This window comes from Pseudohongiella spirulinae, assembly GCF_001444425.1.
Classification (GTDB): Bacteria; Pseudomonadota; Gammaproteobacteria; order Pseudomonadales; family Pseudohongiellaceae; genus Pseudohongiella; species Pseudohongiella spirulinae.
In genome coordinates, this window is sequence record NZ_CP013189.1 from 390,035 (window position 1) to 413,853 (window position 23,819).

Consider the following 23,819-nt stretch of genomic DNA (forward strand, 5'->3'; position numbering starts at 1 on the left):
CCTCAGGAGGTATAACTCTCTATCGCCGGGCAGGCGCAGAACAGATTGCGATCACCATACACATTGTCGATACGGTTGACCGACGGCCAGAACTTATTGTCCCGCAAAGATGTGACAGGGAAGGCTGCTTCCTGCTTGCTGTAGGGCCTGTTCCACTGCTCATCCATGATGTCGGCCAGAGTATGCGGCGCATGACGCAGCATATTGTTTTCCGCATCCAGCTCGCCGGACTCTACTCGCGCTATCTCCTGACGAATACAGATCATGGCTTCAATAAAGCGGTCCAGCTCTTCTTTGGGTTCGCTTTCTGTTGGCTCAATCATCAACGTGCCAGGGACCGGAAATGACATGGTCGGTGCGTGAAAACCGTAGTCCATCAAGCGCTTGGCGACATCCTCTTCTGTGATACCGGTGGCAGCCTTAAGCGGGCGCAGATCGATAATGCATTCGTGGGCGACCCGGCCGTTTTTGCCGGTATACAGTACTGGGTAATGGTCTTCAAGGCGTCTGGCAATATAGTTGGCGCTCAGAATGGCCACTTGTGTGGCTTTGAGTAATCCTGATGCGCCCATCATGGCAATGTACATCCAGGAGATGGGCAGAATGCTGGAGCTGCCCCAGGGCGCTGCCGAGACGGCGCTACTGTTTTCCTGCGGGCCGTCCAGCTTTACAACGGCATGATTGGCAACAAAAGGTATCAGGTGCTCCTTGATGCCAATCGGACCCATGCCGGGACCGCCGCCGCCATGCGGGATGCAGAAAGTCTTGTGCAGGTTGACGTGTGATACGTCAGCCCCTATGTCGCCGGGTCGAGACACACCGACCTGCGCATTCAGGTTGGCGCCGTCCATGTAAACCTGACCGCCGTGATCATGTACGATCTGGCAGATATCCTTGACGGCTTCTTCAAACACGCCATGTGTTGATGGGTAGGTGATCATCAATGCCGCCAGGCTGTCTTTGTGCTGTTCGGCTTTCGCCTTCAGGTCAGCAACATCAATATTGCCCTTTGCATCACAGGCAACCACCACCACTTTCATGCTCAGCATCTGTGCGCTGGCCGGGTTGGTGCCGTGAGCCGAACTGGGGATCAGACAGACGTTGCGCTGCTGCTGGCCGATACTGTCCAGATAACGGCGGATAGCCAGCAGGCCGGCATATTCGCCCTGGGCGCCGGAGTTAGGCTGCATGCTGACGGCGTCAAAGCCGCAGATCTCAGCCAGCATGTCTTCCAGCTCCCTGATCATTGTCAGGTAACCACTGACCTGGTCGCGAGGTACAAAGGGATGCGGCTTGCTGAATTCGGGCCAGGTGATCGGGATCATCTCGGCGGTTGCATTCAGCTTCATGGTGCAGGAGCCCAGCGGGATCATGGCATGAGCCAATGACAGATCGCGGTTTTCAAGACGTTTAAGATAGCGCAGCATGTCAGTTTCGTTGTGATACCGATTGAATACCGGGTGCTGCAGATAAGCTGATTGCCGCTGCAGGCCAGTCGGTATGCCCAGCTGCTGCTGATCCAGTGCGGCCTCGATATCGTTCACATTCAGATTTGCTGCCGAGTCACCCAGCAGAATCTGCCAGAGCGTTTGCACGTCGCTTAATGTGCTGCACTCATCCAGACTGATGCCGACGCTGTCTGCGTCAGTATCGCGCAGATTGATACCCGCCTGGCTGACGCGCTGCAGAACGGCCTGACGATCAGCGCCGCCGAGCTGTACAGTGAGCGTGTCAAAAAAATCGGTGTTCAGTGTCATTCCGCTGTGCTGCAGACCGGCGGCCAGAATGCGGGTCAGGCGGTGAATGCGCAGCGCAATTTTCTGCACACCCAGCGGGCCATGATACATGGCATACATGGCAGCGATATTGGCCAGCAATACCTGCGCCGTGCAGATATTGCTGTTGGCTTTCTCACGGCGAATGTGCTGCTCGCGGGTCTGCAGCGACATGCGATAGGCCTGCTTGCCGCGGGCATCCACAGAGACGCCGATAATGCGGCCAGGCACAGCACGTTTGTATTCATCTTTGGTGGCGAAATAGGCAGCGTGAGGGCCGCCAAATCCCATTGGTACGCCAAAGCGTTGCGTGTTTCCAACCACAACATCTGCACCCTTCTCACCGGGCGGCGTCAGCAGAGCCAGGCTCATCAGGTCGGCAGCTACACAGGCAATAGCCTGCTTCGCCTGAAGTGCAGCTATGATGGGGCGAAGATCGATCACCCGACCATCGCGGTCCGGGTATTGCAGGATGGCGCCAAAAACATCATGGCTGGCGGCTTCTTCTGCTGGACCGATGATCAGTTCGAAGCCAAAACTCTCGGCGCGGGTGCGAATGACGTCAATGGTCTGCGGGAAGCAGGCCTGGTCAACAAAAAATGCCTCGGCCTTTTTTGCTTTACTGACGCGTCTGGCCAGTGCCATGGCCTCTGCTGCCGCAGTTGCTTCATCCAGCAGAGAGGCGTTGGCGAGCTCCATGCCGGTCATATCAAGCACCATCTGCTGAAAGGCCAGCAAGGTCTCCAGTCGGCCCTGAGAAATCTCGGGCTGATAGGGTGTGTAGGCGGTATACCAGCCCGGATTTTCCAGAACGTTGCGCAGAATCACCGGTGGCGTGATGGTATCGTAATACCCCAGTCCGATGTATGAGCGGTGCAGAGTGTTTTGATCTGCCAGTTGCCGCAGTCGACCCAGTGCCTGCTGTTCACTGGACGGTTCACCCAGGGTCAGTGGTCTGTCCAGCGCAATGGCGGCCGGCAGGGTGGCCTGAATAAGCGCCTCCAGTGAGTCATAACCCAGCTCGGCCAGCATGGCCGCCGTTTCCTGTTCATCGGGGCCGATATGGCGGGTAATAAAGGATTCAGAGTCTTGCAGGGATCGCAGCGGCGTAGTCAGATTCATTCACACATTCCAGCATAGGTGTCAGCATCCAGTAAGTCTTCCAGTTCCGCTGGATTACTGGGCAAAATGCGGCAGATCCACCCTTCGCCATAGGGGTCAGAGTTGACGGTTTCGGGCGCGTCGTTCAGATCATCATTGACGGCAATAACCTCGCCCGATAACGGTGCGTAGATGTCAGAAGCTGCTTTGACGGACTCAACAACACTCATCTCATCCTTGGCCGTGACTGTGGCACCCTCTTCCGGCAGTTCAATAAAGACGATGTCGCCCAGCAGGTCCTGAGCATGATCAGATATGCCCACAGTGACGCTGCCGTCTTCTTCCACACGCACCCATTCGTGGGTGGCGGAATATTTCAAATCATCAGGAAAATCACTCACAGCTTAATCCTCGTGGTTAGTCAAAAACTTTTTTGCCATGACGTACAAAACCGGGTTTTACCATACGCACCGGGATAAGCTTGCCACGGATGTCTGCAGCGCACTGCTGCGTTCCAGACGGAATTCTAGCTAATGCAATAGCATGCTTCAATGTGGGTGAGAAGGTGCCGCTGGTGATAATGCCATCCAGTTTGCTGCCGTCCGCCATCACGCATTCCAGGCGCAGCCCTTCGCGCAATACGCCGCGCTCAGTCATCACCAAGCCCTTCATGATCGGTAGCTGTCCGTCAGCCAGTTGTTGTTTGTGCTGCTCAACAGCCGCCCGCCCGATAAATTGACGATCTGCCGGTTCCCAGGCGATTGTCCATGCCATATTCGCTGAAAGGGGCGAAGTGGATTCATCCATGTCGTGTCCATACAGGTTCATGCCAGCTTCCAGTCGCAGTGTGTCGCGTGCGCCCAGGCCGATGGGTTTGACTCCGGCCTGCAGCAAGGCGTCCCAGAGCTGGCCGGCATTCTGATCAGGCAGCATGATTTCCATGCCGTGCTCACCCGTATAGCCGGTACGTGCCACAAACCAGTCGCCGCTGCCTGTTGCAGTAAAGGGCTTGAGGGATGCTGGCGCCCCCGCCAGTTCAGGCTGTCCCAGTGTTTGCAGTACCTGTGCCGTCAGTGTCAGTGCTGCCGGACCCTGTACTGCCAGAATTGCCAGCTCCGGGCGTTCCTGCAGATGAACCTCAAAACCCTCAAGGTGATCCTGCATCCATTGCAGATCTTTCTCGCGGGTAGCGCAATTGACTACCATGCGGAAGCCCTGTTCTGTGCGATAGACGATCAGGTCATCGATAACGCCACCCTGCTCATTCAGCATGCCGGTATAAAGCGCCTGGCCGCTGATTTTCAGGCGGGCAACATCATTCGCCAGCATGAAACGCAGCCAGCGCTCGGCATCCGGGCCGGAGACATCAACGATGGTCATGTGGGATACGTCGAAGACGCCGGCATGTGTGCGGACGGCGTTATGCTCTTCGATCAGCGAAGTGTATTGAATTGGCATGTCCCAGCCGCCAAAATCGACGAGCCTGGCGCCAGCATCCTGATGTCTGCTGAAAAGAGGTGTTCGGTTTCCCACGATGTGAATCCTTTTCCTGGTCTGGCAGGAGTTCTGAATGAATGGGCAGGGCGGCTATTATACGACGTTAGTCAATACGGCGTCAGTCAAGTTGCGCCATAAAACGGCCGCTGCGGGGGCGGAAGCTCTGCTCGCTGTCCAGAGAAAAGACGACCGAGCTGGAGCGCCCGACAATCTGTTCGCGAGGGATGAAGCTGTACAGGCGGCTGTCTGCACTGTTGTCCCGGTTGTCGCCGAGCACGAAGAAGTGGCCATCGGGTACTTCCGAAGGACCATAACTGCGGGTTGACCGGCTACCTCTGAAGTTGGAGATCATAGCCTGATGTGATTGATCAAACAGATGCTCAATAATCACAAGGCCCTCTTGTTCTTCCGATAGGACCTCATAGTCGGCGATTTCACCGTTTACAACCAGCATGTTATTGCGCATGTAGATGGTATCGCCGGGCACGCCAATAATACGTTTGACCAGGCGTTTGCCGGCGGCCTCAGAATCGATGATGACAATATCGCCACGCATCGGATCGTGCAGGTTCAGCAGAGCGATATCGGTAAAAGGAATTTTGACGTCGTAGGCCAGTTTGTTAACCCAGACTTTATCGCCATCCAGCAATGTCGGCTGCATCGAACGGCCGGATATGGAATTCAGGTCGGCGACGGCACTCTTGAAGCAGACGATACTGGCCAGAATCAACAAAAATTTCTTGTTTTCGTGCCAGAAGATCGACAGATAGCGTTTCATGTGGCTGACTACTTTAGAGATGGGCTGCAAAGAGTAAGTTAGCGGCATAGTCTGATCAGGTCAATAAGTCCTGTCTAAATATCTGTGCGAGTCGTCGCAATTGCTATACGGATCAAGAGAATAACTGTACTGAACCCGCTAAAATCGCTGCCAGAGCCAACGACCAAAGCAGGCAGGCCAACAAGTCCAGTAGACTGTAAAGTCCGGGCCGGAAGCCGGCAACACCCAGCATGCCGGGGACGACGCTGCGGATAGCAGGGATAAACCGCCCTACAAAAATGGCCATGCCACCAAAGCGGCGGATCATATTTTCAGCCTTGCTAATAGATGTTTGGTATCGGGCAGCAAAAGCAGTGTGATGAAAGCGCGGCCCCACGCGCCAGCCAAGCCAGTAGCCCACATGATCACCGGCAACCGCACCGGCAAATGCCAATGGGGTGATCTGCGCCAGTGTGGCACTTTCTGTGCCGAGCAGGGTGGCACCTACGATCACCAGAAAAGCACCTGACACGAACAGGCCAATGCCAATGCAGGCTTCAGCAAAGGCGAATGCCGGTACCAGCCAGATAGCCTGTTCGCCATAGGATGCCAGTATGTCTGTCAGCCACTGTTCGATGATTGTTCCCCCGATTGGTTTGTTTAAATATCATGCCTTATACGCCGGCAGAGCCTTGGTGGACGACTAATCAGTGCCTGGCTTGCGGCAAGCGGATTTTGGCGTATACTGCACTGTATAAATAAACAGCCCTGGTTGCTGGACTATCATGTCATTGAGCTCCTTCCATCCCGCCAGCCGTGCCTGGTTTGAAGCTGTGCTGGGTCAGCCAACGCCTGCCCAGGCAGAGGCCTGGCCGGCCATTCAGGCAGGAAAGCATACCCTGATCGCGGCACCTACTGGCAGTGGTAAAACCCTGGCGGCCTTTTATGCTGCTATTGACCAGCTGGTGCAGGAAGCGCAGCAGGCGCCATTGCCGGATCAGACCCGCATATTGTATATCTCGCCGCTGAAAGCCCTGAGCAACGATATCGAGCGCAATCTGCAGCAACCCCTGGCTGGTATAGAAGACGAGCTGTTTATGCAGTGCGCCCGCCCGGCCGGTATTCGTATTGCTGTGCGCACCGGCGATACGCCGCAGACCGAGCGGCAGAAGATGCTCAAAAAACCGCCCCACATTCTGGTGACAACGCCGGAGTCGGTGTATCTGCTGCTGACCAGCGGGCAGGGGCGCAATCTGCTGCGCAGTGTCACCACCGTGATCATCGACGAAATTCACGCCATGCTGGGTGACAAGCGCGGTTCGCACCTGGCGCTGTCGCTGGAGCGGTTGCAGGCATTGATTGATGGGCAACCTGGTGCCGCTACAAAGAAATCTGGAACCCTGCAGCGTATTGGCTTGTCGGCCACGCAGAAGCCGATTGACCTGGTCGCCAATTATCTGGTCGCGCGGGGGACGGAGGCGACCTCCGTCCCCGACTGTGTCATCGTTGACAGCGGCCATCGCCGACAGCTGGATATTCAGATCGAGGTGCCGTCGTCGCCGCTGTCCGCGCTGATGAGCAACGAGGTCTGGGGTGAACTCTATGAGCGCCTGGTAGAGCTGATTCAACAGCATCGCACCACGCTGGTGTTTGTCAATACACGACGCCTGTCGGAGCGATTGGCGCTGGCGTTGTCTGGGCGCCTGGGCAGCGAGAGTCTGTATGGCGAAGGCGGTGCCGCTCTGGTCAGCTCCCACCATGGCAGCATGAGCAAAGAGCGGCGCCATAAAGCCGAGCAGCAATTAAAAGCCGGCAAATTAAAAGTGCTGGTAGCCACGGCGTCGATGGAGCTGGGCATTGATATTGGCGCAGTAGATTTAGTTGTGCAGTTTGCCTCGCCGCACAGCATTGCGACGTTTTTGCAGCGGGTGGGCCGAAGTGGCCACCAAGTCGGTGGCACACCCAAGGGTGTTCTGTTCCCGCTGACCCGCGATGATCTGGTGGAATGCACGGCGCTGGTGGACAGTATCCGGCGCGGTGAGCTGGATAAAATTCTGATGCCGGAGCAGCCGCTGGATATTCTGGCGCAGCAGATTGTTGCAGAGCTGGCAGCGCGTCAGGATGAAGACACCGCGCCGCAGTCACTGGATGAGTTGTATACACTTTGTACTCGTGCCTGGCCCTATCGCAATCTGCCGCGCGAGCAGTTTGATGCCCTGGTACAAATGCTGGCCGATGGTTATTCCACCCGGTTAGGGCGACGTGGCGCCTGGCTGCATCTGGATCGCATTCATAACCGCGCCAGCGCCCGTCGTGGCGCGCGTCTGACAGCGCTGACCAATGGCGGTGCCATTCCCGACATGTTTGATTATCAAGTGGTGCTTGATCCGGATGACACGGTAGTCGGCAGCCTGAACGAAGATTTTGCACTGGAAACGCTGCCCGGCGATATTTTTGCGCTGGGCACCCACGCCTGGCAGATGGTCAGGGTAGATGGTCTGAAAGTGCGGGTACGTGATGCGCATGGTCAGAAACCGACAGTGCCCTTCTGGTTTGGTGAAGGGCCGGGCCGCACTGCAGAGTTGTCAGTGTCAGTTGCGCGTTTGCGTGAAGAGATAGATGAGCGGTTGCAGGATGCCGGGCCATCACAGGCGCTGAACTGGCTAAAAAGCGAGGTCGGCTTGCCGACCGCCGCTGCGGCTCAACTGGTGGAGTATTTGCACGCCGGGCGCACAGCGCTGGGCATGATGCCCTCGCAGCAGCGTATTGTCATGGAGCGTTTCTTTGACGAAGTCGGTGATATGCATGTGGTGATACATGCCCCTTTTGGCAACAGGCTGAACAAGGCCTGGGGTCTGGCGCTGCGCAAACGTTTCTGTCGCACCTTCAATTTTGAGCTGCAGGCCGCGGCCAATGAAGACAGCATTGTGATCTCCCTGGGTTCGGTGCACAGCTTTCCACTGGAAGAAGTGTTCCAGTACCTGCACAGTAACTCGGCTACCGATGTGTTGACTCAGGCCCTGCTGGATGCGCCCATGTTCGAGGTGCGCTGGCGCTGGAATGCGACTCGTTCGCTGGCCATTCAGCGCAACCGCAGTGGTAAACGCGTACCGCCGCAGTTTCAGCGTATGGATGCCGAAGATCTGGTCGCTCAGGTTTTTCCTGATCAGATTGCCTGTCTGGAAAATATCACCGGCAAACGGGATGTGCCCGAGCACCCACTGGTGAAGCAGACCATTCATGATTGTCTGACGGAAGCCATGGACATTGACGGCTTACTGGAATTGCTGCGGCAGATGGAAAACAAGGAGATTGAGCTGGTGGCGCTGGATCTGCGTGAGCCGTCGCCCTTCGCTCAGGAAATTATCAACGCGCGGCCCTATGCCTTCCTGGATGATGCGCCTTTTGAAGAGCGTCGCACACTGGCCATTCGCAATCGCAGTTGGGTAGACCCGGCTGAAGCGGGCGATTACAGCCGACTGGATGAAGCAGCTATCGAACGTGTGCGCGATGAAGCCTGGCCGCTGATGCGCGACGCGGAAGAATTACACGATGCCCTGTATTGTGCCGGGTTTATGACGCCGCAAGAGGTGCAGAAGAATACGGGTGCAGAACGATTTCTGCAGGCGCTGGTTACACAAGGACGTGTGTGTCGTATTGCAGAGCCCGAGGTGCTGAAAAATGGTCTGTGGATCACCGCAGAAATGCTGCCGGTATTCCGGTTGTTGTTTGCCGGGCTTAAAGCCGAACCGGAACCGGACTTGCCGGCTTCGCTGGCCACACAAGCGCTCACAGAAGAAGCCGCTGTGCAGACAATCGTACGGCGTCGCCTGGATGTATCTGGCCCTGTTACTGCACTAGCACTGGTCGAGCATAGCGGGATCTCTGCTAAAAAAATAGAACTGGCGCTGATGACGCTGGAGCGTGAAGGTTTTGTTTTCCGCGGACGTTTCAGCCGCAGCAGTGTGGGGCGCACGGATGACGCTTCATTGCAGTGGTGTGAACGCCGCCTGCTGCAGCGAATTCACCGCTACACACTGGATGCCCACCGAGAGGCCATCAAGCCGGTCTCGTTGCAGGCATACACTTGCTACCTGTTTGAATTGCATGAACTGCGTTGTCAGTCGCTGACGCCCAGGCCACAGGCATTACCTTCCGCACCTGCCGCGCAGGCCATTCTTGAGCGTACTGTTGAGAGGCTGGATGGCATGGTGGCGCCGGCAGCCGCCTGGGAGGGCGACATTTTTGCGTCCCGGCTGAGTCTGTATGATCCGTCATGGCTGGATGGCCTGTGCAGCAGTGGCCGGCTGACCTGGGGACGATATTCACAGCCTGCGCCACTGACGGCTGTGCGTGCTGGCAGCAAGCGCAGTGGTGGTCCCATTAAATCCACCCCCATCACTTTGTCGTCGCGCACCCTGATGCCGGTCTGGCAACAACTGGCCGCCAGTGGCGAGCGTGACGGTCCCGATTTGAGTGCCAATGCTGCGCGTGTGCAGGATGACTTGAAACAACATGGCGCCAGCTTTTTCGCGGAAATCCGCCAGCGAACCGGATTGCTGGCATCTCAGCTTGAGCAGGCACTGTCTGAGCTGGTTGCCGCCGGCCTGCTGACCAGCGACGGTTTCACGGGGCTGCGCGCCTTATTAACGCCGGATGCACGCAAACCGGCCCTGAATGGCAGTGCCGCCAAAACACGCGGTGGTCGCTCACGTAAAACCGGGTTCAGTGTTGAAGACGCCGGACGCTGGTCGCTGCTGCGGCGGCCATCGGGGGCAGAGCTAAGCGAAGAAGACCTGGAATCCCTGATTGATGTCTACCTGCAGCGTTGGGGTGTGCTCAGTCGCCAGATTCTGCAACGAGAAAACTGCGTCCCTGCCTGGCGTGACCTGCTGCCGGTGCTGCGACGCCGCGAGTTGCGCGGTACCTTAAGAGGCGGGCGTTTTATAGAAGGTCTGGGGGGCGAGCAGTTCACCTTGCCGGAAACGGTGGCACCGCTGCGCGAGCAGGCGCGTAAACTTCGCGAGCTTTCCAGCTCAAACGCTGGCACGAGTGACTGGGAGTCGTCGACTTACGTTAGTCTCACCGCCACCGATCCGGTCAATCACCTGCCTTTATTCTTGCCGGATGTAAAACTGGCGCGCAGCAGTCGCAACCGGGTGCTGTATAAAAACGGCATCCCCATCGCTGTGCTCGATGGCAACACCGTGCGTTTCTTGCGCGAAGTGCCTGCCGAACATCAGTGGGCCCTGGAGCAGTTGTTACGCCGCCAGGATGTTAATCCCCGGTTGCGGGCCTACCTTGCCTAGCAGCCTGCAAGCAGGCTGTCAGGCTCGGGCAATTGATCAAGCGGCCTCGACTTTCAGAATCATCATTAAATCCATTCATGTTTTGTCGGGTAGTGATCGAGTCGGGGCAGAACTCGCGTGTGATCTATTCACAAAATTTTCACGTAAACGGGGACTACATCAGGACATCATTTTGTTCCACGACACACCATTTTTTGTAAGACACATTAGAGGAAAGTTCAATTGAAAAAATTTACAGGTTCAGTGTTAGCGGCAATTGTAATCAATACAGTCGCCTTTCAGCCTGCACTGGCTCAGGAAGAAGGAACCGCGCTGGTGCCATTGCCCTCACTCGACGATTTTACCAGGGGTGAAGATGGCTGGGCATTCGGGCTGGGCCTGGGCGTTGAGTACGAGACTGCCTACGAAGGCTCGGATGAGTTCGGCTTTGAAGCGCAGCCGGCAGGCGCCATTCAGTGGCGCAGAGGCGATAATATCTTCTACTTTGCGGGTGAAGCACTGGGTTGGCGTGGACTGCGTTCCGACACCTGGCTGTTCGAGGCCACCGTCGCCTTTGATGAAGGACGCGAAGAAGGTGACTCCGATAAGGGCCGATTGAACGGGCTCGGTAATACGGAAGAAGGTACTGAGTTTGTGCTGCAGGCGCGCCGTGCTTTTGACAACGACTGGCGTTACTGGCTGGATGGTCGGGTCATCACTGGAGATAACGGAAACCTGGGGGTTTTTGGTGCGGGTCGACGTTTTGGCGAAACGCGTGATGGGACTGGATCTGAGCTTGGCATCGTGGCGGTTTTTAATGACAGCAAACGTGCCAACAGAGATTTTGGCATCACCGCAAGCCAGTCTGCTGCATCGGGGCTGAATGCGACTAACCTGAGTGGAGGATTTCGTTCAATCGGTATTAATTACACCTATCGTAATTACATCAACAAAAATTGGCAGATTTTTGGCGAGGTTTTCTATGAGCACTTCAGCAGCGACATCAGACGCAGTCCGATTGCGCGCAGCAATTATGAGGCTGAAGTAGGTATAGGGTTCATCTACGTATTCTGAGCCACCAGCTTGTTGCACTGACGGACGCCGGCATTGCCGGCGTTTCTGTTTCCGCAACTTGTGCTAATCTCCGTCTATCACTGAACGGAGAAGCTGCCATGTTGTCACCCGCCCGCCATTACGCATTTTTACTGCTGTGCCTTACTCTGAGTTTCGCCCTGCCAGCTCACGCCCAGCAAAGCTGGAACGATCTGATCGACGGTGCTGATCACCAAACCGGCTTTTTTGACTTCTACTACAAACCGGACACCGGGCAGTTGCTGCTACAGGTCAACCGCTGGAATGAAGATTTCCTCTATGCCAATTCCTTGTCCACCGGCATCGGTTCCAATGATATTGGCCTGGATCGCGGGCAGGTGGGCAGCAGCCGGGTGGTGCGTTTTGAACGCCATGGCAATAAGGTATTCCTTAAACAGATCAATCTGGCCTATCGGGCCGAATCGGACAGTGCCGCCGAGCGCCTGTCGGTGACAGAAGCCTTTGCCGAATCCATTCTGGCAGGGTTCACGGTGCTGGCTGTACAAGGCGATGCCGTACTGATTGACCTGACGGACTTCCTGCTCACTGACGCGCATGGGGTCAGCACCACCTTGCAGCGCAGTCAGCAGGGCAGTTACAGCGTGGATAAATCGCGCTCGGCCGTGTATCTGGACCGCACCCGAAACTTTCCCTTGAATACCGAGCTGGAGGCGCAGTTGACCTTTACCGGTACACAACCCGGTGCCTGGGTGCGTTCGGTAACACCCACACCCGAAGCCATTACAGTGCGCCAGCATCACTCCTTTGTGCAACTGCCGGATGACAACTATCAGCCACGCGCCTTTCACCCGGCATCGGGTTACTGGTCGCGCAGCTATATGGACTTTGCTGCACCCATCAATGAAGACATGACACGCCGCTATATTTCCCGTCACCGTCTGGAGAAACGTGATCCCACAGCGGCACGCAGCGAGCCGGTTGAGCCGATCATTTATTATCTGGATCCGGGCGTGCCCGAACCGGTGCGCAGTGCCCTGCTGGATGGTGCGCGCTGGTGGAATGCCGCCTTTGAGGCGATCGGATTTATTGATGCCTTCCGCGTGGAAATTCTGCCGGAAGATGCCGATCCCATGGACATTCGGTACAATGTGATTCAATGGGTGCACCGCTCGACTCGAGGCTGGTCCTATGGTTCCAGTGTGACCGATCCCCGCACGGGCGAAATTATCAAGGGCAAGGTGACACTGGGTTCATTGCGTGTCCGTCAGGACTACCGTATTGCCCAGTCGCTGATTGGTCTGGCTGGCGAAGGCTCCGATGAGGCCATACAGGAATTGGCACTGGCCCGTATTCGCCAACTGTCAGCGCATGAAGTGGGCCATACGCTGGGTATTGCCCACAATTTTGCGGCCAGTGTGAACGATCGCGCCTCCGTGATGGACTACCCGCATCCGCTGCTGGATGTCACCGATCAGGGTGTGCTGAATGCACTGGATGCCTATGATGTGGGACTTGGCACCTGGGATTTCCAAACCATCAAATATGGGTATTCTCAATATGCGTCGCCGCAGGATGAAGCTGCTGGGCTTGCAGCCATTCTGCAGGAAAACCGTGATGCTGGTCTTCTGTACATAACAGATCTGGATAGTCGTGCTGAAGGAGGTTCACATCCGCTCTCGCATTTGTGGGATAACGGTGCTGATCCGGTGGAAGAATTGCAACGGCTGCTGGATGTGCGACGTGCTGCCCTGAATCGTTTCGGGCCAGGCAATCTGCGCGTGGGTGAGCCCTACGGTGAGCTGGAAGATGTGCTTGTGCCACTCTACCTGTTGCATCGCTACCAGGTTGAGGCTGTACATCGCCTTGTTGGTGGCACCTTCTACGAGTATTCAGTTTATGAAGGTGAGGCCACGTCTTCTGATCAGGTCATTCCGGTGAATACCGACGATCAAATGCGAGCGTTGGATGCACTGCTGCAGACTCTGGAACCGGAAGTCCTGACCCTATCGCCGGACATTCTTGCGCTGATCCCGCCCCGCGCACCCGGTTATGGTCGCAACCGGGAAAGTTTCCCCTTGCGCACATCCCTGGGGCTGGATTTTGTCACCATCGCTGAAACCGCTGCCGATCATACGATTACCGGTATCCTGCAAGCCGAGCGGCTGACGCGCATCAACAACCTGAACATGCTGGACAGCAGTCTGCCTTCGCTGCCGGTTGTGCTGGTGCGGGTGCTGGATGCCACCGTGCGGGCAAATCCGCAGCAGGGCGCCAACGGAGCAGTGCAACGTGCCGTCAACAACGTGGTGATTTATCGAATGCTGGGCCTGCTGCGTTCGGATCGCGTGGACAATCAGGTCAAGGCCGCCATCAACCTGCAACTGCGCAGGTTGGAAGACTGGCTGGAAGATGCCGCTGATGACAGTGCCCATCCTGAGTGGCAGGCACATTACCAGCTCGCACAGGATGAAATTGAAAACTGGCTGGATCGTGGGGGTGAAAACAGCCTGTTGAGTGCGCCGCTGCCCATGCCGCCGGGTGCGCCGATATGAAACCAATGGTATACATACTGTTTTTAGTGCTTTTTGTCGGTTGCTCAAATCGGGGAATCTATGAGTCTTTGCAAACCCGGCAAAAATTTGAGTGTGGCAGGGTGCCCATGTCACAGCTTGAGCAGTGCCTGGACAGGGCAGGCATAAGCTATGATGAGTATCAAAGAAGTATCAACAGCAGCAGTATCGATTGACCTCCAGCAACAATAACAATTGACAGGAGTGATTATCATGAAGATGACAATAGCAGGCCAGTGTCTGGGCCATGATGCCGGTCTGGTATCACTTGGCCTTCCTGCTGCTTATTGTTCCAGTGGTGTGGGTGGGTTCGCGTCTACGGAATGCCGGATAGCGGGGCGAGGGCGGGTTAATCTGCCAAGGGCGGCATTGCCGGCCCGATAAATTGGCGGTGTCTCTCCGTTGGGCACTATGGCAAAATGTGATTTTTAGCTGCCAAGAGACGCGTCGTGAAAAACCTGTTTGAACTCGCCCAGCCCGTATTGCCAATCGTTAGCACGGACCAGCAATTCCCCATCAATCGCGTCTTCTGCGTGGGCCGCAATTATGCGGAACATGCCAAAGAAATGGGTGCAGACCCGAGCCGCGAAGCGCCCTTTTTCTTCAGTAAACCTGCCTGTGCCGTGTTTGTGCCATCGGGCGAGGTGCCCTACCCGCCGCGCACCCAGGATCTGCATCACGAAGGTGAACTGGTTGTCGCGCTGCATAAGGGCGGCCGCAATCTGACCCTGGAGCAGGCGCGCGAGGCCGTCTATGGCTACGCTGTCGGAGTTGATTTCACGCGCCGTGATCTGCAGGGGGAAGCTAAAAAGCAGGGGCGCCCCTGGGATGTGTCAAAGGGCTTTGATGCCTCCGGTCCAGTGTCGCCGCTGGTGCCCAAAACACAATCCGGCTGGCTGGAAAAAGGCAGTATCACCTTGTCGGTTAACGGGCAGCCGCGTCAGCAGGGCGATCTGTCTGACATGATCTGGAAGGTGGATGAAATTATTGCCGAGCTGTCCACCTATTACATATTAACGGCGGGCGATTTGATTTTTACCGGCACGCCGGCTGGAGTCAGCGCAGTGGAGCTTGGAGATGAGGTACTGGTGCAAATAGCAGGGGTCGGTGAGCTGCGCTTCAAAATGGTGTAAGAGGCTACGGGGGGCAGGGGCAGCGCACAGTCGCTTGCCACACGTGCCTGTTATTGCTGATCGTCAGTCACCGCCGGCAATCCCGCAAACCAGCTCTCCAGAATCAGCCGCGCGGCGATGCTGTCCACGGCTTCGTCGCGATTGCCGCGCAGGATTTCACCACGTGCCTCAAAGGATGTCAGTCGTTCATCAATACCAAAACAGGGTTTGTGCAGGCGGCCTTCCAGGCGCTTGCCAAATTTGCGGGCCCGCAGCGTCAGTTCGCTCTCACTGTCATCCATGTTGAAAGGCAGCCCGACCACAAAGGCATCGGGTTGCCAGATTTTGACCAGGGCTTCCAGAGCAGTCCAGTCGGGAATGCCGTCGCGGGCAGGGATGAGATCCAGCGCCTGCGCCGTGCCTGTGATGCTTTGCCCCGCAGCGACGCCGATGCGTTTGGTGCCGAAGTCAAAGGCCAGCACAGTCAGCGGCTGGCGAACTTTCTGCGGATAAACGTCCACCAGCGACTCAGGAATGGCCGGTCAGTGATGACAGTTGGCTGAGGCTGACACCCAGCACCCCGGCGGCCGCTGACGCCATATTGTCATAGTCCTTTGAGAATAAAATGGCCGGATCGGCCGGCACTGTCAGCCAGGCATTGTCGATGATCTCGCGCTCCAGTTGACCGCCTTCCCAGCCGGCGCAGCCCAGGGCAATGATGTATTGATCGGGTCCTTCGCCTTTGGCGATGGCCTCCAGTATGTCTCTGGACATGGAGATACTGACGTCATCATTCGCCGCCATGGTGTATTCCCACTCTGTCCCGGCCGGGTGAATGATAAATCCTTTATGGCGCTCGACCGGTCCGCCAGACATGACTTTCTCTTCATTCAGTCGGCCGTCAAGCTCCGGGTTGACGGTGATTTTGAGCTCATTCATGAGGTCGGTCACCGGCAGGCGAGCAGGGCGGTTGATAACCACCCCCAGTGCTCCATCGGCATTGTGTTTCCAGATGTAGGTGACCGAACCATTAAAGTGCGGGTCGCGCAGCTGGGGCATGGCAATCAGAAAATGATGCTCCAGGCTGCTGGCGTTTTCTTCCAGAGGTCGATTCATACTACCCATCATTTGATCTCCTCATTGGCTGCTGAATGCATTACCGGGTCTAAAACGCCATGTGCGGATGATTTCCAGAATATCAACCTCGCCGCGTAATTCTTCGGGGAACGGATCGAACGGTGCGGCGAGTTGCACAATATCCACCGCCGCCAGATCCAGTACCGGATGACCGGAACCCTGTAAAATTCTTATCTCCGCCACGCTGCCGTCCGGTCGCAAGGCAACCATCATGCGCAAGCTGCCAAATATCTCATTTTGGCGGGCTTCTTCAGGGTAATGCTGGTTGCCCACCAGTTCAATCTGTTTTCGCCAGTTGTCCAGATACAGGGCATCGTGACGCTGCTGGGTGGAGGCGGAAGACAGCGTATAACGGCGGGGTCGTTTGGCATAGGCCTGCTGCTGCAGGTCGAGTTGGGCCTGCAGACTGGCGATGGCCATGGCGATTTCCTGTGGGCTGGAGTGTTCGGACAGGTTCTGGCTGCTATCCTCATTCAGAGATTCAACGTCCTGGCTGATCTGCTGGTCCGCTCTGGTGCTGGTGACAACGCGGGTATCTTGCTGCTGTCTGGCATCCGGTGCAGGGGTCGGAATTGGCTGTACCTCCTGAATGACATCACTGTTAATCGGAGATTCAAACGGGGTCGCGGGCGCGGCGGCATCATCCAGATCTCCGCTGCCCTGTTGATTAGCCTGGGCTATAAAATCGGCCTGCTCTGGCGCCTGCTCGCTGCGAAACTGTGCCAGAGTGATTTCAATGGCCGGTGTTGATGGGCGCTCGCTCATAAAGCTGAATCCGACCCCGGCGATGACAATGACATGCAGGCAGGCAGAGATAAATACTGTAAAACCAAAGCGTTCTGATTCCATAAGGTTTTATATCGGACCAGCCAGGATCAGTCCTGCCCGAGACGAGCTGCAATTACGTTCATTAGATCACCGGCGATGTCCAGGTTGTAGGCTGCATCAATTTCCCGCACACAGGTCGGACTGGTGACATTGATTTCCGTCAGGTAGTCTCCAATGACATCTAACCCCACAAACAGCAGGCCTTTGGCTTTGATGCTTTCTTTCACCTGCGTGCAGATCCAGTGATCGCGATCTGACAGCGGTTGTGCGACGCCGTTGCCTCCGGCCGCCAGATTACCGCGGCTCTCGCCAATAGCCGGTACCCGCGCCAATGCATAGGGTACTGGTTCCCCGTCAATCAGCAGGATGCGCTTGTCGCCTTTGACAATCTCCGGAATATAGCGCTGCGCCATAATCGGCCGACTGCCGTGCAAGGTGAGAGTTTCTATGATCACACTGATGTTGGAATCATCCGCTTTGAGCCGGAAAATTGAGCTGCCGCCCATGCCGTCCAGTGGCTTGAAAATCACATCACCGTGCTCTTTGTGGAAGGCTTTCAGGCGGTCAGCACGGCTGCTGACCAGCAGTGGCGGACAGCACTGTGGGAACTCAGTGGCGAACATTTTTTCGTTACAGTCGCGCAAGGCCTGCGGTTTGTTTACTACCAGTGTGCCAGCCTGTTCGGCACGTTCCAGCAAATAGGTAGAGTAGATGTAGTTGTTGTCAAATGGCGGGTCTTTGCGCATCAAAATAACGTGCAGGTCGGCCAGCGGACGCTCTTCGGCATCTCCCAGCGTATACCACTGATGAGGATCATAGGCCGCGGTCAGAGGTCGCATGCGTGCCATAGCCGTGTCGCCGGCCAGGTACAGGTCGCCCTGCTCCATGTAATACAGCTCCCAGCCTTTCTGCTGGGCCGCGACCAGCATGGCCAGGCTGGTGTCTTTTTTGTAGGTGATCTGGCTGATCGGGTCCATGACGATGCCCAGTCGGATCTGCATGAAATAATCTCTCCACATTATTGATGGCGGTCATCATATCACGGTTGCCCATCACTATTTCAGCAGACCGGTAACGGCTGTGCTAAAACACAAATAAGCCAATCTGATCAGGGAGGATCATGATGCAAGTTGTCAGGGAAAGAGTTGCCAGCAATTGCCCGGTCATTGAGTCCGGCTGTGTTGATAAATCGGTCGACGCAGAAAAGCCGCTGAAGATATTGCTGGCTGATGAGGCGCCTTTGGTGCGTGATCGCATGCAACAGGTTCTGCAGGCGCAGGGTTATGAGGTTGTCTGCGCCAGTGACGGATTTGATGTGCTGTGCCGGTTACCCGAATGGCGGCCTGATCTGTTGATGCTGGCCAGTTCTTTGCCCAGGCTCAGCGGCGGGCAGGTCTGCTCATTGTTGCGTCAGTCGCCGGATTTTAAAGAGTTGCGGGTTGTTTTGCTATCGGACGGTGACAATTTTCTGGACTCAGCAACGGCTGATCACGTCAGTGCCGATGCCTGTCTGCGCCGACCTTTCACCACGGCTGACCTGCTTCAGACATTACAGGGCATGAGTTCGACGGCGGTCCAGTCAGAGATGGACTGGTGACTTCGGTTCTGTTGATCGATGAACTGCCTGTGACCCGTAAGCTCATGGCCGACTTGTTACTCAAGGCAGGTTACCAGGTTGCCGCGGTGGCTGGTTTGTCGGAGCTGGCAGATCAGCCGCGCCCGGATATCTGTCTGGTTGAGCTGATCAGATATCGCGGTAATGGTTTCTCGCTGGCGGCATCTTTGATCAGCCGCTGGTCACCAGATTTACCCAGGATCATTCTGCTCAGTGATCGGGAACAGGCCTCAGATCACCAATGGGCGATTGCCAGAGGGCTGGCTGCTGTCATCAATCGGGAGTATGGTCGGCAGGACATGTTACGCCAGCTGGAGTGCCTGGTAGCCGGTCGCACAGGTGCGCGGAGACGTGGACTGTTAGTCATGGAGGGACTAAACTCCCCGAAGTTTCCTGAGCCTGGGGCCACACAGCAGTTGGCTGTGCAAATAGGTATTCGTTTGCGGCACTACCTTGATCAAGCTCGCCAACTGTCTGTCTGCGACACTGATGGCCATTCTCGCTGGCTGAGCAGCCTCATTGAAGAGTCGGACACAATAAATAATGCACTGACTTTCTTGCGGCCTGTCCATGGATCGATTGGGGTGACTTTTGATCCGGTGTCTGCCCGGAAATCGATGATGGAGCTGCTTAAGCTATATCAGCTTGTCTACCGTGAAATAAGTGCCTGTCCGGACGATCCGCTGGTCGAGCCGGGAGCACGATGCGGTGCGCAACTGCTTGGTTTGCATATGCAGTGCTGCGACAAAAACCTGCAGGAATTCATTCGGATAGGGACTGGTCTGTACGCATTAAAACTGTCACCAGACAACAGGTTTGCCGCGCCGTCAGTCTGGCTCTGGTTGTGGCAGGCTGCCCGGCTGCGGCATTGTCGTGAGCTGCGTGTTCCGCAAGAGTGGCAAAAACTGTTAAACCTGTGCACGGGGTCAACTGCTATTGATGCAGAGTCACAGCCCCGCCGGGAAGATGAGCATGTGGCAGAACTCGAATCTGTGTTTGAACACTGGCGTGACCGGCGCACAGCAAGCTATGCGGATTGTTATCAAATGCTGGTCTGGTTGCGTCTGCAGCCGGAGCCCCCGGAGACTCTGCGAATTGTAACCAGCAGTCTTGCCGCCAGCCTTATTTTGCCAGTCGATTCGGTGTTTGTGGATACAAACATGCCAGATGTGCACGACACTGAACAGCTTGTCCGTCTGCTGCGCAGACAAGCACTCAGTCCGCACCTCGCAATCAGTTCAGCGCAGCAGACCATGCTTGCCGCTCAGCTCAGCCGTTTACCGTGTCCGCAAGCGTGCCTGGCCGCCCTGACCAGGTCGCATGAACAGTATGATCTGGTCTGCAACGAAATCCGGCACGAACTGACAGCGCTTAACGAGGTGGCGAATGCCCTGAAATTGTCCGCGATAGAGTCCGTATCTCTGGTGTTGATGCAGACCTATAGTGTGATTGCCTTAAAGCCTGAAACCGTTGATGTGCCAGCAGCGATGAGTCAGCTACGAAGGGCGCATCTTTGTCTTTGCCTGCTGTTGGATCAGGCTGCAGCATGGCAGACAATCAGTCCTGCCGGTTCGTTGACCGAACGCCTGTATCGTTTGCTGGATCGCATGTTGCTGCTGGATAAATCGGTTGCCGATGAGCCAGGACGCTATCAGACGGCAAACAGTGCCCATCCCCAATCGGCAGAATGGCAAAAATGTTATCAAATCAACAGGCGCCTGCGGAAATTGTTGACCCGATCTGAACCTTCAGAAAGTCTTCGAGCCGTTATGTCAGAATTGCTGCGGACACAAAGCCAATTGATGCAACAGATCCCTGCCTATCAGGACCAGCCGTAATCCGGCTATAATGCTCGCTTTATCATTGTCAGGGCAGTATTCAGTGGGCGTATTGGGTTTTATCTGGGGTGTGGGCGGTATTCTGACATTGCTGTCATTTGCTGTGCTGCGTCTGGGTGGGGTAGCGCTGGAAGTCGATTATCAGAGCCTGGGGCTTCATCACTGGTTGGTGTTGGTGATCTGGTTTGCCTACATGGTATGGGCCGAAGGATATAAAGGTTTTCACAAGGCGTTTGCGCCCAGGGTGGTTGTGCGTGCTGACTATCTGGCGAAACATCCGCAAGCTCTTCACGTACTGCTGGCTCCCCTGTATTGCATGGGATATGTTCATGCCACAGTCAGACGTCGAATGACTTCAATCGCGCTGACCTCAATGATTATCTGCTTTGTGCTGCTGGTTCGGATGTTGCCTCAACCCTGGCGAGGCATTATCGATATTGGTGTGGTGGCCGGCCTGGTGTTCGGTATCTTGTCCATTCTCTACTACCTGCTGCAACTGCGCGGTCAAGGTGCAGACAGCCTGCCGGTGGCAACTGATGTCCCCGCCTGAAGCAAAAGTGACCAGCCAGTGCGCGGTTATCGTGACCTGGCAGCCAGAGATACATGAACTATTGGCGCTGATCGGGTCTCTGGTAAAACAACAGTGTCCGGTAATCGTGATAGATAATGGTTCAGCCAATGCGGCGGAGTTGCGTCAAGGCCTGCTACCATTTACTGAATATGTCACTCTTGAGTGCTGGACAGAGAACAGGGGACTGGCGGCCGCCATGAATGCCGGCTTATTGCAGGTACGTGCGCAAGGCTATCGTTTCGCGTTGCTGTTTGACCAGGACAGCAGTATCGGGCCTGGTTTCTGTGCTGCGATGCGCCAGGCATGGCAGCGTGCTCAAAAGGTCAGCCAAAAAGTTGCTGCTGTCGGACCGCGGCTGATCGATCCGGATAGTGGGCGCAAAACACCATTTCGGTGTTTCAGGTTCATGTACCGGACTGATGCGCCGGTGGCTCCGGCATTGTTCGAAACTGACTTTCTGATTTCTTCGGGCACCCTGCTGTCCATTGCAGCGCTGTCTGATGTCGGGCTGATGAAAGAAAGCTACTTTATTGACAATATCGATCTTGAATGGTGTTTCAGAGCAAGGTCGCGAGGCTATGCGCTGTGCGGCACTGATCTGGCTCAACTCCATCATCGCATCGGTGAAAGCAGCTCTAATCCACTGGTGAAATCGGGCATTATGGTCTCACACAGTCCCCTTCGGGCGTACTACTCCACTCGCAACCGATTGCATTTGCGTCGTCAACCGTACGCGCCGCTTGATTGGAGAATTCGAGATCTGTTCAGGTTGATACTCAAGTCAATCTGGGTGCTGATGTTCGACTCCAGACGACAGGAATTCTGGCAGCAGATTAGCCGCGGAGTCCGCGACGCAGGTGCTATGCAATGACACTGTCATCGACGGCCGGGCGGCACAGACACCGTATACTCGTGCTGCTGCCAGTCTATAATGGCGCTCGCTGGTTGGAGGAGCAGATTGATTCTATTATCCGACAAGAAAGTGCAGACTGGTGTCTGTGGGTTCGTGATGATGGTTCATCGGACAATTCGCTGGCGATATTGCGGGATTATGCTCATGCTTATCCCGAACAGATTAAATGTATCGAGGATGACCAGGGGAATCTGGGGGCATCGGCGTCTTTCTCCCGCCTGATGATGCTGGCTTTACAGGATACGGGACTACAAAACAGTGACAGAAACTGTTACTTCGCATTGGCCGATCAGGATGACACCTGGCACCCACACAAACTGCAGATCACACTGCAGCAGATGCTCGATGTAGAGCGGGACGCGCCTGAGCAACCGGTGCTGGTGCACAGCGATCTCAGGGTTGTCGATGAAAAGGGTGTAGAGTTAGCTGCATCCTTAATTGCTTATCAGGGGCTGGACAGCGATAAAATTTCTTTTCCTGCGCAGTTGGTCAGCAATACTGTAACCGGATGTACCACCCTGCTAAACAGAGCGTTACTTGAACATGCCTTGCCGGTCCCGCCTCAAGCCATGATGCACGATTGGTGGTTGTCACTGGTCGCCAGCCGGTTTGGTCAGTTGAGTTTTATTCACCGGGCACTGGTTGACTACCGGCAGCACGGATCCAATACACTGGGTGCCAGAGCACACATTCCACTCAGAATTGATTTCTCCTTCTTTCGTCGACTGTTTGCGCGACAGCAATCACTGCAGGCACAGCAGCTATTCAGGGCCAGTGCGGCTCAGGCCGCAGCGTTCAGGGATAGGTATGAAGCCCTGCTAAGTGCTCACGACAGGCATTGCCTCGACCTGATCTGTGACATGCCAAACAAGAGTTTGTGGGGACAGCGGATTTTGTTCCGGCGCATGCATCGTCTTCGTAAGTAACTATCCGCGCAGCCAGTCGACAAGACGGGTTCGGAGTGAGCGCTGTGGGGGCTCGCGAAGAGCATTTGGAGTCACCGGTTCACGTTTCTCCCAGTTAAGCGGGTCTATCCATTCAGGGTTGCGAACCGCCTTTTCTTCGGGTGTGCTATGCATGGGCGTGTAATACGTGCAATCTTCAAAGAAGTAATGGGTTACCTGCGAGTGACGTGAGCGAGAGTGGTCAATGTGCAGAGATCCGCCGTGCAGCAGGTTTGCGTGCCAGATAAGAGCATGACCTTTTGGCATTAAGCCGGTACGGGCTTCCAGTGCGTTATTTTCGACTTGCCGTGCTATGAATCTCTCGTATTCGGGGTAGTCCTCATATCCCGGACGCAGTCCGGCATCCTGCATGGTGATTTCGGGCAGTTTATGTGAGCCTGGGTAGTACCGCAGTGGTCCATTGTTCTCATCGATATCTTCAAGGGCTACCCAGACGCCGGCCATTAGACCTGAGGGCACACTATTGAAATGGATGATATCCGAATGCGTCGCCTGTTGCGTCCCGACAGGGAAGTTTAGCGTCTGAAATGGTAAGGGTTTGCGCCCAAACAGCTGCTGAAGTGCGCTTAACACATTTGGGTGAGTGGCCAGGTAATGTGCGGGTTGGACGAATTTCCAGGCATCCTGAATACGGGCGCCGAAACTCGGCGCCTTCAAATGTTCAGGGTTATAATAGGGGTGCAGTGTTGTTATCAGCTCATCAAGAACGGAGGGTTCAAAACCAAAATCAACAATGACATAACCATCACTTTCAAAGTCGGCGATCTGGCCTTCAGTAAGGAAGCCCTTTTCAGACATA

Annotated in this window: 20 protein-coding genes; 10 read left to right on the forward strand and 10 right to left on the reverse strand. The window is 55.7% G+C overall.

What is annotated here, in order from left to right; genetic code table 11:
• Positions 1-2: 2 nt before the first annotated feature.
• The 5 genes from gcvP to PS2015_RS01990 all read right to left on the reverse strand — a co-directional run bounded on the left by gcvP (position 3) and on the right by PS2015_RS01990 (position 5,644).
• The gene (gene gcvP / locus PS2015_RS01970; RefSeq protein WP_058020592.1) at positions 3-2,897 is read right to left on the reverse strand and encodes an aminomethyl-transferring glycine dehydrogenase; all 2,895 of its coding nucleotides are present in this window, start codon (positions 2,895-2,897) and stop codon (positions 3-5) included.
• Positions 2,894-3,277, reverse strand: a complete 384-nt coding sequence (gene gcvH, locus PS2015_RS01975) for a glycine cleavage system protein GcvH (protein ID WP_058020593.1) — start codon at positions 3,275-3,277, stop codon at positions 2,894-2,896. The genes gcvP and gcvH overlap by 4 nt, the downstream gene beginning before the upstream one ends.
• Before the next feature lie 16 nt (positions 3,278-3,293).
• Positions 3,294-4,409 (reverse strand): glycine cleavage system aminomethyltransferase GcvT, encoded by a 1,116-nt coding sequence (gene gcvT / locus PS2015_RS01980; protein WP_058020594.1) that lies wholly within the window; start codon positions 4,407-4,409, stop codon positions 3,294-3,296.
• A gap of 82 nt (positions 4,410-4,491) precedes the next feature.
• Positions 4,492-5,151 carry a signal peptidase I gene (gene lepB, locus PS2015_RS01985; protein ID WP_058020595.1) on the reverse strand — a complete coding sequence of 220 codons (660 nt, stop codon included), beginning with the start codon at positions 5,149-5,151 and terminating at the stop codon, positions 4,492-4,494.
• 112 nt (positions 5,152-5,263) lie between these two features.
• Positions 5,264-5,644: a DedA family protein gene (locus PS2015_RS01990; RefSeq protein ID WP_169792258.1), complete on the reverse strand. Its 381-nt coding sequence runs from the start codon at positions 5,642-5,644 to the stop codon at positions 5,264-5,266.
• 271 nt (positions 5,645-5,915) lie between these two features.
• Here PS2015_RS01990 and PS2015_RS01995 point away from each other — a divergent pair, with 271 nt between their 5' ends.
• From PS2015_RS01995 to PS2015_RS02015, 5 genes are all read left to right on the forward strand, one after another.
• Entirely contained in the window at positions 5,916-10,439 is a 4,524-nt protein-coding gene (locus tag PS2015_RS01995; RefSeq protein WP_058020597.1) for a DEAD/DEAH box helicase, read from the forward strand.
• Between the two features lie 222 nt (positions 10,440-10,661).
• Positions 10,662-11,492, forward strand: coding sequence for a MipA/OmpV family protein (locus PS2015_RS02000; protein WP_058020598.1), 831 nt, complete (start codon positions 10,662-10,664; stop codon positions 11,490-11,492).
• A 98-nt stretch (positions 11,493-11,590) separates the two neighbouring features.
• Positions 11,591-14,023, forward strand: a complete 2,433-nt coding sequence (locus PS2015_RS02005; RefSeq protein ID WP_082627906.1) for a zinc-dependent metalloprotease — start codon at positions 11,591-11,593, stop codon at positions 14,021-14,023.
• Positions 14,024-14,254: 231 nt separating this feature from the next.
• Entirely contained in the window at positions 14,255-14,425 is a 171-nt protein-coding gene (locus PS2015_RS15565) for a hypothetical protein (RefSeq protein ID WP_156412632.1), read from the forward strand.
• 65 nt (positions 14,426-14,490) lie between these two features.
• On the forward strand, positions 14,491-15,174 hold the full coding sequence (locus PS2015_RS02015; RefSeq protein WP_058020600.1) for a fumarylacetoacetate hydrolase family protein: 684 nt from the start codon (positions 14,491-14,493) through the stop codon (positions 15,172-15,174).
• Positions 15,175-15,224: 50 nt separating this feature from the next.
• Here the strand turns inward: PS2015_RS02015 and ruvX are convergent, their stop codons facing one another.
• From ruvX to gshB, 4 genes are read right to left on the reverse strand one after another with little or no spacing between them, the layout of a single operon-like run.
• Positions 15,225-15,674, reverse strand: coding sequence for a Holliday junction resolvase RuvX (gene ruvX, locus PS2015_RS02020; protein WP_237113355.1), 450 nt, complete (start codon positions 15,672-15,674; stop codon positions 15,225-15,227).
• Between the two features lie 7 nt (positions 15,675-15,681).
• Positions 15,682-16,269 (reverse strand): YqgE/AlgH family protein, encoded by a 588-nt coding sequence (locus PS2015_RS02025; protein ID WP_058023094.1) that lies wholly within the window; start codon positions 16,267-16,269, stop codon positions 15,682-15,684.
• A gap of 21 nt (positions 16,270-16,290) precedes the next feature.
• Positions 16,291-17,139 (reverse strand): energy transducer TonB, encoded by an 849-nt coding sequence (locus PS2015_RS02030; protein ID WP_058020601.1) that lies wholly within the window; start codon positions 17,137-17,139, stop codon positions 16,291-16,293.
• A 26-nt stretch (positions 17,140-17,165) separates the two neighbouring features.
• Positions 17,166-18,119, reverse strand: a complete 954-nt coding sequence (gene gshB, locus PS2015_RS02035; protein WP_058020602.1) for a glutathione synthase — start codon at positions 18,117-18,119, stop codon at positions 17,166-17,168.
• Between the two features lie 119 nt (positions 18,120-18,238).
• Between gshB and PS2015_RS02040 the strand changes: the two genes are divergently transcribed.
• Genes PS2015_RS02040 through PS2015_RS02060 form a run of 5 tightly spaced genes read left to right on the forward strand, consistent with a single transcriptional unit; the run spans position 18,239 to position 22,981 of the window.
• A complete protein-coding gene (locus tag PS2015_RS02040) occupies positions 18,239-18,715 on the forward strand; it encodes a response regulator (RefSeq protein WP_058020603.1) in 477 nt (158 codons plus the stop codon).
• Complete coding sequence (locus PS2015_RS02045) at positions 18,712-20,571, forward strand: PleD family two-component system response regulator (RefSeq protein WP_058020604.1); 1,860 nt, start codon at positions 18,712-18,714, stop codon at positions 20,569-20,571. Before PS2015_RS02040 ends, PS2015_RS02045 begins: the two co-directional genes overlap by 4 nt.
• Positions 20,572-20,581: 10 nt before the next feature.
• A complete protein-coding gene (locus tag PS2015_RS02050; RefSeq protein WP_058020605.1) occupies positions 20,582-21,121 on the forward strand; it encodes a hypothetical protein in 540 nt (179 codons plus the stop codon).
• Positions 21,108-22,013, forward strand: coding sequence for a glycosyltransferase family 2 protein (locus PS2015_RS02055; RefSeq protein ID WP_058020606.1), 906 nt, complete (start codon positions 21,108-21,110; stop codon positions 22,011-22,013). The genes PS2015_RS02050 and PS2015_RS02055 overlap by 14 nt, the downstream gene beginning before the upstream one ends.
• On the forward strand, positions 22,010-22,981 hold the full coding sequence (locus tag PS2015_RS02060; RefSeq protein WP_058020607.1) for a glycosyltransferase family 2 protein: 972 nt from the start codon (positions 22,010-22,012) through the stop codon (positions 22,979-22,981). The genes PS2015_RS02055 and PS2015_RS02060 overlap by 4 nt, the downstream gene beginning before the upstream one ends.
• Here PS2015_RS02060 and PS2015_RS02065 read toward each other — a convergent pair whose 3' ends face one another.
• On the reverse strand, positions 22,982-23,818 hold the full coding sequence (locus tag PS2015_RS02065) for a phytanoyl-CoA dioxygenase family protein (RefSeq protein ID WP_058020608.1): 837 nt from the start codon (positions 23,816-23,818) through the stop codon (positions 22,982-22,984).
• Position 23,819: the final 1 nt, after the last annotated feature.

Bases quoted from the DNA above. Each gene is read 5' to 3' on its own strand.
- PS2015_RS02025 (WP_058023094.1), bottom strand. From the start codon at position 16,269: ATGAATCGACCTCTGGAAGAAAACGCCAGCAGCCTGGAGCATCATTTT.
- PS2015_RS02065 (WP_058020608.1), bottom strand. From the start codon at position 23,818: ATGTCTGAAAAGGGCTTCCTTACTGAAGGCCAGATCGCCGACTTTGAA.
- lepB (WP_058020595.1), bottom strand. From the start codon at position 5,151: ATGAAACGCTATCTGTCGATCTTCTGGCACGAAAACAAGAAATTTTTG.
- PS2015_RS02030 (WP_058020601.1), bottom strand. From the start codon at position 17,139: ATGGAATCAGAACGCTTTGGTTTTACAGTATTTATCTCTGCCTGCCTG.
- gcvP (WP_058020592.1), bottom strand. From the start codon at position 2,897: ATGAATCTGACTACGCCGCTGCGATCCCTGCAAGACTCTGAATCCTTT.
- PS2015_RS02055 (WP_058020606.1), top strand. From the start codon at position 21,108: ATGTCCCCGCCTGAAGCAAAAGTGACCAGCCAGTGCGCGGTTATCGTG.
- PS2015_RS02040 (WP_058020603.1), top strand. From the start codon at position 18,239: ATGATGCAAGTTGTCAGGGAAAGAGTTGCCAGCAATTGCCCGGTCATT.
- PS2015_RS15565 (WP_156412632.1), top strand. From the start codon at position 14,255: ATGAAGATGACAATAGCAGGCCAGTGTCTGGGCCATGATGCCGGTCTG.
- PS2015_RS02050 (WP_058020605.1), top strand. From the start codon at position 20,582: ATGCTCGCTTTATCATTGTCAGGGCAGTATTCAGTGGGCGTATTGGGT.
- gshB (WP_058020602.1), bottom strand. From the start codon at position 18,119: ATGCAGATCCGACTGGGCATCGTCATGGACCCGATCAGCCAGATCACC.
- PS2015_RS01995 (WP_058020597.1), top strand. From the start codon at position 5,916: ATGTCATTGAGCTCCTTCCATCCCGCCAGCCGTGCCTGGTTTGAAGCT.
- PS2015_RS02005 (WP_082627906.1), top strand. From the start codon at position 11,591: ATGTTGTCACCCGCCCGCCATTACGCATTTTTACTGCTGTGCCTTACT.
- PS2015_RS02060 (WP_058020607.1), top strand. From the start codon at position 22,010: ATGACACTGTCATCGACGGCCGGGCGGCACAGACACCGTATACTCGTG.